Consider the following 14,519-nt stretch of genomic DNA (forward strand, 5'->3'; position numbering starts at 1 on the left):
TTTTGCCTTAATTATTCAATGCTGCTATCCGGGGTCAGGTACTCCGAGATGTCCACCGGCTCGCCGTCTGCCCACAGGTGCTCCAGATCATAGTAGGCACGGCTGTTGGGCACAAAGACGTGCACGATGACGTTGGAGTAATCCAGCAGCACCCAGTTCTTGGTGTCGTGACCCTCGGTGCTGTAGGGCTCCAGACCCTTCTGCGAAAGCTCGTACTCCACCTCGTCTGCCAGAGACGCCACCTGCGTGGTGGAGGTACCGGAGGCGATGACGAAATAATCGGTCAGGACGGTCAGGCTTTCCACCTTGAGCACCCGCACATCCTGTGCCTTCTTCTTGTCCAAAATCTTGGCGATCTCAATGGCAAGCGCCTTGCTGTCGTTGAAATTATCCATGTGTTTCTCCCTTCTGTCGGAACATCCCCGCACCCGGTGTGCAGGGCATTGTTTTTGTTGTTACTGTCCGGTGCCCGCTGCCTGACCATCGGTGGTCACAGCGCCGGAAAGGTCGGTATCGCCGCTGAGGATGGCGTCGTCGGATTCCTTGTCGATGCGTCCCATATACTGCACGTTGGCATCGGTGGATGCGCTGCCGTGGGGCCACTGGTCGGTGACCATGTGCAGCTCGCTTACCTCCACCGGGCCGGTGTAGGTGCAGAAATACTGGTTGAGCAGGTTTGCGATGGAACCGGCATCCGGCACCACGCAGGAGTAGCCGGCAAAGGAGTCGGTCTTGCCCACGTTGGGCACGCCCATGAACACCGGCGTCTGCGCCAGAATGATATTGGAACTGTCGATCTTGAGGAAGGACGCCAGCAGCTTTGCGATGGTGGTGATATCCATATCCGTGTGGATATAGTCCTTGAATATCAGCGGCAGCTGGTTCAGGATATCGGTAATGCCCATAGCGCGGGCGCGCTTGAACAGACCTGCGTAGAAGTAGCGCTGCATATTCAAGCGGTCGATATCAGAGTTTGCGTAGCCGTCACCGTGGCGGCAGCGCACAAAGAACTCCGCCGAAGCACCGTCCAGATTGCGGTAGCCTTTCAGCAGCTTGCTGCCGCCGTAGGACATATCCCGTGGGATATACACCTCGATGCCGCCGAAGTTATCCACCATTTCCACCAGCGCCTGCATATCGATGGTAACATAGTAGTCGATGGGCAGGTGGTACTGGTCGTAGATGACATCTGCCAGCGCGGCAATGCTGCCGCCGTTGGAAAGCGCCACCGAGTTGATCTGGTAGTTGGAAACGGCATAGGTCTTGCCGTTGGAAAGGGTAAGCTTGCGGTTCTGGGTGGTCACCAGCGTGTTGCGGGGGATCTGCAGCATCCGCAGTGCACCGCCCTTGATATCAAACTGGCAGTACAGGATCATATCCGTCATGCCGTCGTTGGAGCTGGTGTCGCTGTAAGAGCGTCCCTCTTCAAAGTCGATGCCGCAGACCAGAATGTTGACCACATCGCCCTTATATTCCTCGGCGGTCTGGATCTCCTCCACGATGGAGGGGGCACTTTCTGCCGGGCGGATGCTGTCCTCCACCTTGTTCACAAGGCTCACACCGTACACCACCACACCGGAGATCACGGCGATCACGCCCATCACGATGGCAAAGGGCAGCCACAACGGGGTCTTTTTCTTTTTTTTGCGGCGGCGCGGTGCATCGTCCCCGCCCAGATCGGGCTGTGCTGCATAGCGGGGCGGCGCGGCGTGCTGCGCCCCGGCAGTGCTGCGGGTGTTCTGCTCCGGGGCAGCCTGCGGGGCACGCGCCGCCTGATCCGGGCGGCTGAGCGAGCGGTCTGTATTGATATGGCGTGGCGTCTGGCTCATGCTTTTATATCCTCCAGCTTTTCACTGCTCTGCAGAGTTTTTTACCTGCAGACCTGTCATATCCTTCAGTATAGCATGGTACGGCAAAATCTGCAATTGTTTTATCCGGGGATGGCCGAAACCATTTTTAATCGGTGCCCGGCTTTTCACCCTTCATTCTGCCCGCTGTGCGCTAAGATATCCTCGTAGGCGGCCTTGCTCTCGGGGTCTAGGGGCTTGCCCTCGGACAGCACAAAGCCGTTGGTCTGCTTGAGCGCCGCCAGCATGGCCGCGTCCAAATCCTTCATTTCCAGCTTGCGCAGCTTTTCCACCCCGGGCCAGTCCCGTTCGGCACTGGTCATATCGGCCAGATACAAGATCTTGTCCAGCTGGGTCATGCCCGCCTTGCCTGCGGTATGGCAGGCAATGGCGCTGAGCACGGCTTCGTCTGTGACGCCCCACTCCGTACGCGCCAGAATGGCGGCACAGATGCCGTGCCACACCGGTGTGGGGCGTGCTTCGCCGCCCTGCGCATACTGCGGGTATGCCTGCATGATAGCGCGCATCTCGTCCTTGGGCAATTCCTTGGCGGCATCGTGCAAAAGCGCCGCCAGTGCGGCCTGTTCCGGGTCGGTGCCGTAGTGCTTGGCCAGCTTGACGGCCATTTTTTTCACGTTGATGGTATGCTCGTAGCGCTTATCGCTCAAGCGGCCGCGCACAAGCTCCTTTGCCTGTTTCAGATCCATTTATCTGCTACTTCCTTCTGTGTTCCGGTATAGTCCTTCCCGCCGGATGACGGTGCGCACCGCTTCCGGCAGTTCGGTTTTGCACTCCTCTCCGGCGGCAAGCCGGGCCCGCAGCTGGCTGCTGGACATGGGCAGCGCCTGCACCGGGGCAAACAGGATGCGTCCGCCCGACGGGTCCAGCTGCTTTGCCTTTGCGTGCAGCGCCGGGGCATCGCCGATATCCCGGCTGGTGACCACCACCCGCGCAATGCGCAGGATATCCTGCCAGCGGTGCCAGCCCTCAAAGCTGAGCAGCATATCGCTGCCAATAGCAAGATACAGTATAGCGCCGGGGTTTTCCCGCGCCAGCATTTCCAGCGTGAGCACGGTATAATTGCGGCTGCCCGCTGCGGCCTGCGCCACCTCCCAGCCGCTTACCTCCAGCGGCGGCATACCCGGCTCCTGCGCCAGCACCGCAAAGCACCGGCACATTTCCAGCCGCAGCGCACCGGAAGCGTTCGTCCCCTCCTTAAAGGGGGAAGTGCCTGCCGGCATCACCACGATCTTATCCGGGTGCACGCGGTCTGCCGCTGCACGCAGGTTATTCAGGTGGCCGTTATGGGGCGGGTCAAAGCTGCCGCCATAGAGAAGGATCTTCATCTTACTTCAGCAGGGCAGCGTAGGCGCTGTCCTTTTTCTTCTGCAGATACAGCACGAACTTGGAGCCGATGACCTGCACGCAGTCTGCGCCGGTGGCCTCTGCCAGCTTGGTAGCAGCCTCGCGGGCGTTGTACATACTGTTTTCCAGCACCTTGAGCTTGATGAGTTCCCGAGCGTCCAGACAGTCCTTCACGCCCTGGATCAGGGTCTCATCGATCTCGCCCTTACCCACAATGTAAACGGGATCCATGGTATTTGCCTTGCCGCGCAGAATAGCGCGCTGTTTGCTAGTCAGCATAGTTTTTCTCCTTTATTTTGAGGTTGATATTTCGGATTTTTCAATTTTACTTTTTCACGGGATGGGGCGTATCTGTCAGCGACCTCGCCCTCTCAGGCGCTTTCGCGCCAGCTCTCCCAAAGGGAGAGCCTCTGGCGAGGAGATAAAGTTTGTGGTTTTGCCAAGGCCTCTCCCTTTGGGAGAGGTGCCGAACAAGGTGAGGCGGAGAGGGCGAGCCATCTTCGGACTTACGATCATTTCAGCTTGATCTCTACTTTTCCAGACACCTGTGCGATAACGCCTTCTTCCGTGACTGCACTCAGAAAGCTGGGCAGCTGCTTTTCCAGCGCTGCCAGCGCGTTGCCGCGGTGGCTGATGGCGTCCTTTTCGTCCGGGGTCAGCTGGGCGTAGCTGCGTTTCTCGGTGTTGGGACGCTTGTCCGTTTTGCCCACACCGCAGTCTGCGGGGATGAACAGCGGGTCGTAGCCAAAGCCGTAGTCGCCGCACAGCCGTGTAAAGGCAATGCTGCCCGGGCATTCGCCCATGCAGGTCAGGTGCCGGCCGTCCGGCAGGATGAAGCACACCGCCGAAACGAACTTTGCCCCCCGCTGCCCGGCAGGCACCGCCTGCATGGCAGCCAGAAGCTTATCGTTGTTGGCTTCATCGTCGCCGTGGTGGCCGCAGTAGCGGGCGCTGTACACGCCGGGTGCGCCGTCCAGCGCATCCACACACAGGCCGGAGTCATCGGCGATGGTGGGCAGACCGCTGGCCTTGCAGATGGTCTCGGCCTTGATGAGAGCATTCTCGGCAAAGGTGGTGCCGGTCTCCTCCGGCTCGATGGTGATGCCCAGCTCCTTCTGGCTGACCACCTCGTGCCCCTGCGCTTCCAGAATGCGGCGCAGCTCGCGAAGCTTTCCGGCGTTGCCGGTGGCTGCACAAATTTTCATTTTCCGCGCCTCCTTAGTGCTTCCATTCCCGAGGGAGCAGCTCTTCCACAAAGCCCTCCGGGGTAAAGGGCAGCAGGTCATCGATGCCCTCGCCCACGCCGATAAAGCGCACCGGCAAGCCCAGGCGCTGCTTGACCGCCACGACGCAGCCGCCCTTGGCGGTGCCGTCCAGCTTGGTCAGGATGATGCCGGTGGCATCGGCAGCCTTGCAGAACTCCTTGGCCTGACTGATGGCGTTCTGCCCGGTGATGGCATCCAGCACCAGCAGGGTCTCAAGGCTGGCTTCCGGGCTTGCCTTTTTGACGCTGCGGCTGATCTTGGAAAGCTCTGCCATCAGGTTTGATTTGTTGTGCAGACGGCCTGCGGTGTCCGCAATGACCATATCATAGCCGCGTGCGGTAGCAGACTTGACCGTATCAAAGATGACGGCGGCGGGGTCTGCGCCCTCGCCCGCGCTGACGATGGGCACACCGGCGCGGCTTGCCCAGATTTCCAGCTGCTCGCTGGCAGCAGCACGGAAGGTGTCGCCGGCAGCCAGCATGACCCGCTTGCCCTGCCGGGTGTAGTAATCAGCCAGCTTTGCAATGCTGGTGGTCTTGCCCACGCCGTTGACGCCGATGACCAGAATGACGGCGGGCTTGCCGTCCAGCGCCATCTCAGCTTCCGGGGTCATCTCCTCGGCAATGATGTCGCGCAGGGCATCTGCGGCCTGTTCGCCGGTTTTCAGCCCCTTGTCGCGCACACGGTCGCGGAGCTTATCCACCAGATGCACCGCTACCTCGCCGCCTACATCGGCAAGGATCAGCTTTTCTTCCAGATCATCGTACATCTCATCGTCGATGACGCTGCCGGTCAGGGTATTCATGATGCTGCCCCAGAAGCCGGTGCGGGTCTTTTCCAGACCCGTTTTCATCTTGTCTTTTTCTTTTTTTCCAAATCCGAAGAACGCCATAGTGGTCCTCCTATCTATTTTCTGTTTATTTTATATCAGGAAACCAGCGTTGCGTCAACCTGTTCCAGATCCAGCTTGAGCAGCTTGGACACGCCGTCCTCCTGCATGGTCACGCCATACAGCACGTTGGCGGCCTCCATGGTGCCGCGGCGGTGGGTGATAACGATGAACTGGGTCTTATCGCTGATGCGGCGCAGATACTGGGCAAACCGCACCACATTGGCATCGTCCAAGGCGGCTTCGATCTCGTCCAGAATGCAGAAGGGCGCGGGGTTCACCGCCAGAATGGCAAAGTAGATGCTGATCGCCACCAGCGCCTGCTCGCCGCCGGAAAGGGCTTCCAGATTTTTGATTACCTTGCCCGGCGGCGCTACCCGGATGCCGATACCGCAGGCCAGTACATCGCTTTCGTCCTCCAGCACAAGGCTGGCTTCGCCGCCGCCGAACAGCTCGGTGAATACGCGGCTGAAGTTTTCGTTGATGGCGCGGAAGCTGTCGGTAAAGATCTCCCGCATCTGGGCAGAAAGCTTTGCGATCATGCGTCCCAGCTCGTTGCGGCTCTCCTCCACGTCGGTCACCTGACGGGACAGCTCATCGTAGCGGGCTTTGACCTCCTTGTATTCCTCAATGGCGCTCACATTCACGCTGCCAAGGGCGCGGATCTTGCCGCGCAGGTCAGCCACCTGTGCCCGCAGAGCGGTCAGGCTGTCGAACTCCACGCACAGCTCCTCGGCCTGACTGACCGAGAGCTGGTACTCGTCCCACAGCTTTGCCACGGTCTGGTCGTACTCGGTCTCGGCAGCGGCCTTGCGCTCGGCGAGACGCGCCATCTCCCGGCCCATCTCCTCGCGGCTGTCGGAGGCGGTGCGGGCTTTTGCCAGCGCTTCCGTTTCCTTCTGCTGGCAGGCAAGCCGCTTTTCGGTAGCTTCGCGGATGGCCTGCTCCTTTTGGGTAATGGCAGTCTGGCTGTCGGTCTTGGCCCTGCGGATGGCGGCGATCTCGGTGCGGCAGGCTTCGCTACGGGCAGCAAGGACGGCAAGGCTTTCTTCCAGTGCAGTGCGGCGGGCAGCGGCATCCTTGGCACGCTGTTCCAGCGCAGCGATCTGGCTGTAAGCCAGTTCCGCGTCCTTGCGGCGGGTCACCTGTTCCAGCCGCTTGGCGCTGAGCGCCTGTGCCAGCTGGTTCTGCTGGGTCAGAAAACTGTCGCTGCCCTGCGCGATGCGGCTCAGTTCGGCAGTCAGCTGCTCGATCTGCGCCGTCAGCTCTGCCTGCTGCAAGGCAGCGGCATCCGCCTTTGCGCGGCTGTCGTTCAAGGCAGCCTGCAAGGCGTCCATCTGCTGCTGCGCATTCTGCACGGCAGTTTCCAGCTGGGCGGCGGCGGCTTCCAGCCGCTTCTGCTCGGCCTCTGCACGCACCCGGTCGTTGGCAGCGGTGATCTGCTCGCTGGCGGTGGCGGTCAGCTCTGCCTGCAAGGCATCTGCCTGTTCTTTGCACTGGTCGGTCTTTTCCTGTGCGGCAATGCAGTCCTTTTGCAGCTTCGCCGCCTTCAGGCGCAGCTCCTCCATCTCCTGCTTGCGGGTGAACAGACCGGCGCTGCGCTGCACGCTGCCGCCGGTAAAGCTGCCGCCTGCATTGATCACCTGTCCGTCCATGGTGACCACTTTGTTGTGGTAGCCGTTGTCCCGCGCCACGCGGGAGGCTTCGTTGATATCCTCCACCACGATGATGCGTCCCAGCAGGTTCGAGACGATATTCTCGTACCGGGGGTCAGCCTGCACCAGCGCAGAGGCCAGCCGCGCCGTGCCGGACAGCCGCCCCCGGAACGCGCCGGGCTGCACGGTATCCAGCGGCAGAAAGGTGGCGCGGCCTGCATGGTCGTTGCGCAGCAGGGCGATAGCGGCTTTCGCGGCGGCTTCGTTTTCCACCACGATATTCTGCAGCGCGCCGCCCAGCGTGGTCTCGATGGCCACCTCGCACCCGGGCTCCACTTTCAGGATGGTGGACACCGGCCCCAGAACGCCCCGCAGGCGGCGGGCCCCGGCGGCGCGCATGACCGCACGCACCGAGTTCTGGTAGCCGTCCATGTTCTTTTCCAGCTCCCGCAGCACCGAAAGACGCTGCCGGGCGGCATCCAGTTCCCTGCCCAGCCGCTGCTCGGCGGCATCGGCTTCGTCCAGCGCGGCCTTACGGCTGCGCAGCTTGAGCTCCAGACCGGAGCGGATGTTGCCAAGCTGCTTTTCGTTTTCCTCCAGCGTCTGGCGGTACTTTACGGTATCGGCCAGATCCTGTTTGGTCTCTTCCAGCTGTGCGGCGGCGTCCCGGGCGCTCTGTTCCAGCGCGGGCAGGCGCTGCCGGGCGGTATCTCCGGCGGCTTCGGCGGCTGCCTGTGCCACCTGTGCTTCGGTGCGCTTTGCAGTGCAGTCGGCAAGTTCTGCCCGCAGGCTGTCCTTGCGGGCACCGCTGGCGGTGCTGGCATCTGCCAGCCGGGCAAGCTCGGCGTTCAGCGCTTCGATCTCTGCCGCAAGCTTTTCGCCCGCTGTCTCCATGGTCTTTGCCACGGCACGGTGGCGCTGCAAAGCAGCATCCGCTTCGGCGGTGTCCTGCTGCCCGGCGGCGATCTCCTGTTGTAAGGAAGCCGCACTCTCGTCGTTGCGCAGAATATCGTTTTCCAGCACGGCGATGCGGCTTTCGGAGCCGCTGATCTGCTGGGTGATGCTGCGGATATCCCCATTCAGGCGCTCGACAGCAACCGTCAGCTGCTGTGCCTGCATACGGATCTCCTCAGCCTCCTGCTCGGCGGCCTTGGTCTCCCGGTCAAAACGCTCGTAGTCGGTCTGGGCGGTCTCGTAGTCCCGCACCTGCTGGCGCACAGCTTCCCGGGCACGGTGCACCCCATCGGTCCACAGGGTCACTTCCAGCGTTTTGCGCTGGGCGCTCAGTTCCAGAAATCTCTGTGCCTTGGCGCTCTCTTTTTCCAGCGGGCCCACCCGGCTTTCCAGCTCGCCAAGGATATCCCGCAGGCGCTCTAAGTTCTCGCCCGCCGCAGCCAGACGGCGCTCGGCTTCGGTCTTGCGGTAGCGGTACTTGGCAATGCCGCAGGCTTCCTCAAAGATCTCGCGGCGCTCGCTGCTTTTTGCCGCCACGATCTCCGCAATGCGTCCCTGCCCGATGACCGAATAGCCGTCCCGTCCGATGCCGGTATCCAGCAGCAGCTCGTACACGTCCCGCAGACGGCATACCTGCCCGTTGATGGTGTACTCGCTGTCGCCGGAGCGGTAATATTTGCGGCCGATGGTCACCTCGTCCGCGTCCACATCCAGCGTGTGGGCGGCGTTGTCCAGCGTCAGCCGTACCTGCGCAAAGCCCATAGGGCTGCGCTTGCGGGTGCCGCCGAAGATGACGTCCTCCATCTTGCCGGCAGCGCGCAGCTGGCGGGAGCTGGTCTCGCCCAGCACCCAGCGCACTGCGTCCGAAAGGTTGGACTTGCCGGAGCCGTTGGGTCCCACCACGCCGGTAACGCCGGTATCAAAGCCGATCTTTACCTTATCGGGAAAACTTTTAAAGCCCTGGATCTCCAGTTCCTTGAATACCATTTACTTTTCCTTTATCACGCCCAGCAGCTTGAGCGCTTCCTTGGCGGCGCACTGCTCGGCGGCTTTTTTGCTGCGTCCCTCGCCCCGCGCCACGCGGTCGGAGTTAAAGCGCACCGCCACCACAAAGTGCTTGTCGTGATCCGGGCCGGACTCGCTTTCTACCACATAGCTCAGGCGCTCTTCCGGGTTCTGCTGCACGATCTCCTGCAAACGGGTCTTGTAGTCCGCTTCGGCGTGCTTGCCCTCGGTGATGAAGGGTAGGATGAACTTGCGCGCCACCTCCATGCCGCCGTCCAGATACAAGGCAGCAATAACGGCCTCGAAGGCGTCCGACACCACGCTGGGGCGGGTGCGGCCGCCGCAGCGCTCCTCGCCGCGGCCAAGACGCAGATACTCGCCAAGGTCGATCTCCTGTGCAAACTGGAACAGCGCACCCTCGCTGACAAGGCTGGCGCGGATGCGGGTCAGATCGCCCTCCGGGCGGTCGGCGTAGGCGTGGAACAGGTAGTCTGCGGATACGATCTGCAATACGCTGTCGCCCAGAAACTCCAGCCGCTCGTTGTGCTTGACCGGGGTGCGGCTCTCGTTGGCGTAGCTGGTGTGGGTAAGTGCGATCTCCAGCAGCTCCGGGTTTTTGAATTTGTAACCGATGATAGTTTCCAACTGATGGCTCATGGTCGTTTTTACTCCCTTTTATTCCTCAGTTTTCTGTGCTGCGGCCAGCTCGTCCAGTGCGGACTGCATGGTGCCGCACAGGTCGTTCTCCACGCAGATCTTTGCCTGCCGGATGGCGTTTTTGATGCCCTTTGCCTTGGAGGAGCCGTGTGCCTTGATGACCGGCTGCTTTGCGCCAAGGAAGGGTGCGCCGCCGTACTCCTCGCTGTCCATCTGGTGCTTCAGGTCAGTAACGCCGCCCTTGAGCAGCAGGTAAGCCAGCTTGCCGCCAAGGTTTGCGAGGAACATTTGTTTCAACATTCCCAGCAGCATCTTAGCCACGCCCTCGGTCAGCTTGAGGATGACATTGCCGGTAAAGCCGTCGCAGACCACCACGTCCACCTCGCCGTTGGGCACATCCCGGGGCTCGATATTGCCCACAAAACGGATGCCCGGGGTAGTCTTGAGCAGCTGGTGGGCGTCCCGCAGCACGGGGGTGCCCTTGCTCTCCTCGGCACCGTTGTTGGTCAATGCTACGCTGGGGTTTTTGCGTCCCTCTACTTTGTTCACATAGCAGCTGCCCATGACCGCAAAAGCGGCCAGCATCTCCGGGCGGCACTCCACGTTGGCACCGCAGTCCAGCAGCAGATAAGCCTGCTGCTTTGCGGGCACCATGGTAGCCAGTGCCGGGCGCTTGACGCCCCGCAGGGTGCGCACGATAAGGCTTGCGCCAACGTGCAGCGCACCGGTGCTGCCGGCAGAGACAAAGGCATCGCCTTTGCCCTCCTTGAGCATATTCAGACCCACCACGATGGAGGAATCCTTCTTCTGGCGGATGGCGCGGGCGGGTTCGTCGCACATCTCGATGGTTTCGGTGCAGTTCACCAGCTCAATGCCGTCCAGCGGAATGTTGTGCTCGGCGGCGGTCTTGCGCACCAGCGCCTCGTTGCCCACGCCGATCAACTGCACGCCGTACTCCTTGACGGCCTGTGCAGCGCCTTCCAGAACAGCCAGCGGGGCGTTGTCGCCGCCCATCATGTCCACAATGATCTTCATACCTGTTTTCTCCTTTCAGGTGTTTTGCCTTACAGAGCAGTTTCCTCCAGCCAGTGCTGGAAGCTGGCAACAGCGCGCTCGGCCTGTGCCATGTAACGCAGCCGCTTGTCCCGGGGACGAGTCTCGGCGGGCAGCGGCGGCAGGATGCCCATGTTTGCGCCCATGGGCTGGAAGTTCTTGTTCTCGGTGGTCAGATACTGCACCAGCGCACCGCACATGGTATCGGCGGGCGGCGGGGGCAGCTGCCTGCCCTCCAAGCGGGCGTAGAGATTGCGTGCCGCCAGCAGACCGCAGGCGGCGCTTTCCATATAGCCCTCAAAACCGGTGATCTGCCCTGCAAAAAATACGTTGGGATGTGCTTTCAGGCACAGCTGCGCGCTGAGCACCCGGGGCGCATCCAGAAAGGTGTTGCGGTGCATCACGCCGTAGCGCACAAACTCCGCATTTTCCAGCCCGGGAATCATGCTGAACACCCGCTTCTGCTCGCCCCACTTGAGGTTTGTCTGGAAGCCCACGATGTTATACAGGGTGCGCTCCTTATTTTCTGCGCGCAGCTGCACGTTTGCCCAAGGGCGGTGGCCGGTGTTGGGGTCTACCAGACCCACCGGGCGCAGCGGGCCGAACCGCATGGTGTCGGCACCCCGGGCAGCCATGATCTCAATGGGCATACAGCCCTCGTACACGGTAACGGTATCGGCCTTTTTGCCGTGGGCGTCCGGGTCGGGCTTTGCGCTCTGCTCGGCACCGGTGTCAAAGTCGTGCAGGGGGGCACGTTCCGCAGCAGCAAGCGCGGCGTGGAAAGCCTCGTACTCTGCCTTGTTGAAGGGGCAGTTCAGGTAGTCGGCTTCGCCCCGGTCGTAGCGGGAAGCGGCAAACACCTTGCCGTAGTCCAGACTTTCGGCGGTGACGATGGGCGCAACGGCATCATAGAAGTGCAGCCGCTCGTCCCCGGTCAGGCGTCCGATCTCATCAGCCAGTGCACCGTCGGTCAAGGGGCCGGTGGCCACCAGAATGGGAGCGCTCTCGTCGATGGTTTCCACCTGCTCCCGGTGGACGGTGATCTTCTCACACTGTTCCACCATGCGGGTAACGGCGGCGCTGAAGGCATCGCGGTCCACCGCCAGCGCACCGCCGGCAGCCACGCGGGTCTCCTCGGCGGCGGTCAGCAGCCGACTGCCCATGCGGCGCATCTCTTCCTTCAGCAGACCGGAGGCAGAGTCCAGCCGCTCAGCCTTCAGGCTGTTGGAGCAGATCAGCTCCGCAAAGCCCTCGCTTTTGTGGGCGGGGGAAAAGTGGACGGGCTTCTGCTCGTACAGCTCTACCTGTACGCCCTTGCCCGCCAGCCAGAGAGCCGCTTCGCAGCCCGCCAGACCCGCGCCCAGAATGGTTACTTTGTATTCTTTCATTTAGTCTTTCCTTTGGGTTTTAGAAAATCGTCGAATTTATGTTGCAGTTTTGCTCTAGCAGGCTCGCCCTCTCCGTCTGCTCACTTTGTTCGCATCCACCTCTCCCAAAGGGAGAGGCCTTGGCAAAGAGATGAGCTCTGCGTGGATTGCCAAGGGCTCCCACTTTGAGGGCCGACGTCCCCCGGCCGGGGGAAGATGTCGCGCAGCGACAAAAGGGGGAATCTGGCAAAGCCGACAGGCTTTGACTGAGAGGGCGAGGATGCTGACCATGTGCGTCATCCTCGGTTTTTGTCAGTCCTTTTTGGGCACCGGCATCTCAAAGCCGCAGCCCTCCTTGGCGCAGTACAGCTTGCCGCCCTTGCGGAACAGGGTGCTGCCGCACTTTTCGCACTTGGTAGCCACCGGCATATCCCATGTCATAAAATCGCAGTCCGGGTAGCGCTCGCAGCCGTAGTAGATGCGTCCCTTGGAGCTCTTGCGTTCCAGCAGACGCCCCTTGCCGCACTTGGGGCAGATGCCGCCGGTGTCCTTGACAAGACGCTTGGTGCCCCGGCACTCCGGGAAGCCGCTGCACGCCAAAAACTTGCCGTACTTGCCCACCTTGATGACCATGGGGCGGCCGCACAGGTCGCACACCTCGCTGGAAGGCTCGTCCGGCACCTTGACCTTTTTGCCCTCCATGTTCTTTTCAGCCTGTTCCAAACTGGCTTCAAAGCCCTGATAGAAGTCATCCACGGTCTTGCGCCAGTCGGCCTTGCCGCTTTCCACCTTATCCAGATTCTTCTCCATCTGCGCGGAGAAATCCACGTCCACGATGTGGGGGAACTGTTCCAGCATCAGCCCGTCCACAGCCCGGCCCAGCAGGGTGGGCTTGAGCTTTTTCTGGTCGCGCTCCACATAGCCGCGGTCGATGATGGTGGTGATGATGGGCGCATAGGTGGAGGGACGGCCGATGCCATTTTCCTCCAGCGCCTTGATGAGGGTAGCTTCGGTATAGCGGGCGGGCGGCTGGGTGAACTTCTGCTCGCTCTTAAGTTCCCGCAGCTTGAGCACCTGTCCCTGCTCCAGCGGGGGGAGGTTCGTTTCCTTCTTTTCCTTTTCGTCGGTGGCTTCCTCGTACAGGGCGGTAAAGCCGTCAAAGGTCACGGTGTAGCCGCTGGCCTTGAAGTGGTAATCCGCCGCGCTGACGGTGACCGACACAGTGTCCTGCTGGCAGTCTGCCATCTGGCTGGCCATAAAGCGGCTCCAGATCATGCGGTACAGCTTTGCGGTGTCGCCGCTGATGCTCTTGTCCACCTCGTCCGGGGTCAGGGAGGGCACAGAGGGACGGATGGCTTCGTGGGCGTCCTGTGCCGCCGTGGCGCTCTTGGTCTTCCATGTGCGCTTATAGGGGCAGATATACGCCTCGCCGTAAGCACCAGCGATATACTCCTTGGCGGCGGCCACAGCTTCGTCCGAGATGCGCAGACTGTCGGTACGCATATAGGTGATCAGACCCATCATGCCGTGCCCGGCAATATCCACGCCTTCGTACAACGTCTGGGCGGCACGCATAGTGCGGGTGGCCGTAAAGCCCAAGCGGCGGGATGCCTCCTGCTGCAGGGTACTGGTGATAAAGGCCGGGGTGGGCTGCTTTGCGCGCTTGCCGCGCTTGAGCTCGCTCACCACATAGCTTGCGCCCTCCAAACCCTTCTCGATGGCGCGTGCTTCAGTCTCGCTTTTGGGCAGCAGCTTTTTGCCGTTGGCGTCCGTGGCAAGGCGTGCCACAAAACTCTTGTGCCCGGCACCCAAGGTGGCGTCCACGTTCCAGTATTCATCGGGCTTGAAGTTTTCGATCTCCTTTTCCCGGTCGTCGATCAGCCGCACCGCCACGCTCTGCACACGGCCTGCGGACAGACCGCGGCGCACCTTGCGCCACAGAAACGGACTGAGCTTGTAGCCCACCAGACGATCCAGCACACGGCGTGCCTGCTGGGCGTTGAACAGATCTTCGTCGATGGCACGGGGATGGGACATACCCTCCTTCACGCCTTTTTTGGTGATCTCGTCAAAGGTGACGCGGTTGGGCTCGTGGGGGTCCAGCCCCAGAATGTTTGCCAGATGCCAGCTGATGGCTTCGCCTTCGCGGTCCGGGTCGGTCGCCAGCAGCACGCCGTCGGCGTGTTTGGCCTTGCTCTTCAGCTCTTTGATGAGCTTTTCTTTGCCCTTGATGCTGATGTATTGCGGGGTATAGCCATGCTCCACATCAATGCCCAGCTGAGATGCGGGCAGATCGCGGATATGACCCATGCTGGCGGTGACCTCGTAGTCATCGCCCAGATATTTGCCGATGGTTTTCGCCTTTGCAGGCGACTCCACGATAACCAGTTTCGCCATTTCTTCTTTTCTCCTCTATCTGCAACGTGCGCCCAAAGGGATGCACGGTTCTTCGCTCATATTAT

At 61.3% G+C, this 14,519-nt stretch carries 12 protein-coding genes; all 12 read right to left on the minus strand.

What is annotated here, in order from left to right; all coding sequences use genetic code 11:
* Positions 1 to 11: 11 nt before the first annotated feature.
* Entirely contained in the window at positions 12 to 395 is a 384-nt protein-coding gene (rsfS, locus tag WMO20_RS05055; RefSeq protein ID WP_015536738.1) for a ribosome silencing factor, read from the minus strand.
* A gap of 60 nt (positions 396 to 455) precedes the next feature.
* Positions 456 to 1,829 carry an LCP family protein gene (locus WMO20_RS05060; protein WP_242963085.1) on the minus strand — a complete coding sequence of 458 codons (1,374 nt, stop codon included), beginning with the start codon at positions 1,827 to 1,829 and terminating at the stop codon, positions 456 to 458.
* A 146-nt stretch (positions 1,830 to 1,975) separates the two neighbouring features.
* Entirely contained in the window at positions 1,976 to 2,554 is a 579-nt protein-coding gene (gene yqeK / locus WMO20_RS05065) for a bis(5'-nucleosyl)-tetraphosphatase (symmetrical) YqeK (protein WP_112121658.1), read from the minus strand.
* The gene (nadD, locus tag WMO20_RS05070; RefSeq protein WP_349186035.1) at positions 2,555 to 3,193 is read right to left on the minus strand and encodes a nicotinate (nicotinamide) nucleotide adenylyltransferase; all 639 of its coding nucleotides are present in this window, start codon (positions 3,191 to 3,193) and stop codon (positions 2,555 to 2,557) included.
* A 1-nt stretch (position 3,194) separates the two neighbouring features.
* The gene (locus WMO20_RS05075) at positions 3,195 to 3,491 is read right to left on the minus strand and encodes a YhbY family RNA-binding protein (protein ID WP_097778714.1); all 297 of its coding nucleotides are present in this window, start codon (positions 3,489 to 3,491) and stop codon (positions 3,195 to 3,197) included.
* A 233-nt stretch (positions 3,492 to 3,724) separates the two neighbouring features.
* Positions 3,725 to 4,417, minus strand: coding sequence for an RdgB/HAM1 family non-canonical purine NTP pyrophosphatase (rdgB, locus tag WMO20_RS05080; protein WP_349186036.1), 693 nt, complete (start codon positions 4,415 to 4,417; stop codon positions 3,725 to 3,727).
* Between the two features lie 13 nt (positions 4,418 to 4,430).
* Positions 4,431 to 5,369: a signal recognition particle-docking protein FtsY gene (gene ftsY / locus WMO20_RS05085; RefSeq protein ID WP_112090467.1), complete on the minus strand. Its 939-nt coding sequence runs from the start codon at positions 5,367 to 5,369 to the stop codon at positions 4,431 to 4,433.
* A 35-nt stretch (positions 5,370 to 5,404) separates the two neighbouring features.
* A complete protein-coding gene (smc, locus tag WMO20_RS05090; RefSeq protein WP_349186037.1) occupies positions 5,405 to 8,962 on the minus strand; it encodes a chromosome segregation protein SMC in 3,558 nt (1,185 codons plus the stop codon).
* On the minus strand, positions 8,963 to 9,637 hold the full coding sequence (gene rnc, locus WMO20_RS05095) for a ribonuclease III (RefSeq protein WP_223451991.1): 675 nt from the start codon (positions 9,635 to 9,637) through the stop codon (positions 8,963 to 8,965).
* An 18-nt stretch (positions 9,638 to 9,655) separates the two neighbouring features.
* Positions 9,656 to 10,672 (minus strand): phosphate acyltransferase PlsX, encoded by a 1,017-nt coding sequence (gene plsX, locus WMO20_RS05100; protein ID WP_349186038.1) that lies wholly within the window; start codon positions 10,670 to 10,672, stop codon positions 9,656 to 9,658.
* A 29-nt stretch (positions 10,673 to 10,701) separates the two neighbouring features.
* Positions 10,702 to 12,078 carry a methylenetetrahydrofolate--tRNA-(uracil(54)-C(5))-methyltransferase (FADH(2)-oxidizing) TrmFO gene (trmFO, locus tag WMO20_RS05105; RefSeq protein ID WP_349186039.1) on the minus strand — a complete coding sequence of 459 codons (1,377 nt, stop codon included), beginning with the start codon at positions 12,076 to 12,078 and terminating at the stop codon, positions 10,702 to 10,704.
* 291 nt (positions 12,079 to 12,369) lie between these two features.
* Positions 12,370 to 14,454 (minus strand): type I DNA topoisomerase, encoded by a 2,085-nt coding sequence (topA, locus tag WMO20_RS05110; protein ID WP_112090463.1) that lies wholly within the window; start codon positions 14,452 to 14,454, stop codon positions 12,370 to 12,372.
* Positions 14,455 to 14,519 lie beyond the last annotated feature (65 nt).

Source organism: Faecalibacterium intestinale, from assembly GCF_040096575.1.
GTDB lineage: Bacteria > Bacillota > Clostridia > Oscillospirales > Ruminococcaceae > Faecalibacterium > Faecalibacterium intestinale.

Coding starts and splice junctions, on each gene's coding strand:
- rsfS (WP_015536738.1), bottom strand. CDS start 395: ATGGATAATTTCAACGACAGCAAGGCGCTTGCCATTGAGATCGCCAAG.
- WMO20_RS05060 (WP_242963085.1), bottom strand. CDS start 1,829: ATGAGCCAGACGCCACGCCATATCAATACAGACCGCTCGCTCAGCCGC.
- yqeK (WP_112121658.1), bottom strand. CDS start 2,554: ATGGATCTGAAACAGGCAAAGGAGCTTGTGCGCGGCCGCTTGAGCGAT.
- nadD (WP_349186035.1), bottom strand. CDS start 3,193: ATGAAGATCCTTCTCTATGGCGGCAGCTTTGACCCGCCCCATAACGGC.
- WMO20_RS05075 (WP_097778714.1), bottom strand. CDS start 3,491: ATGCTGACTAGCAAACAGCGCGCTATTCTGCGCGGCAAGGCAAATACC.
- rdgB (WP_349186036.1), bottom strand. CDS start 4,417: ATGAAAATTTGTGCAGCCACCGGCAACGCCGGAAAGCTTCGCGAGCTG.
- ftsY (WP_112090467.1), bottom strand. CDS start 5,369: ATGGCGTTCTTCGGATTTGGAAAAAAAGAAAAAGACAAGATGAAAACG.
- smc (WP_349186037.1), bottom strand. CDS start 8,962: ATGGTATTCAAGGAACTGGAGATCCAGGGCTTTAAAAGTTTTCCCGAT.
- rnc (WP_223451991.1), bottom strand. CDS start 9,637: ATGAGCCATCAGTTGGAAACTATCATCGGTTACAAATTCAAAAACCCG.
- plsX (WP_349186038.1), bottom strand. CDS start 10,672: ATGAAGATCATTGTGGACATGATGGGCGGCGACAACGCCCCGCTGGCT.
- trmFO (WP_349186039.1), bottom strand. CDS start 12,078: ATGAAAGAATACAAAGTAACCATTCTGGGCGCGGGTCTGGCGGGCTGC.
- topA (WP_112090463.1), bottom strand. CDS start 14,454: ATGGCGAAACTGGTTATCGTGGAGTCGCCTGCAAAGGCGAAAACCATC.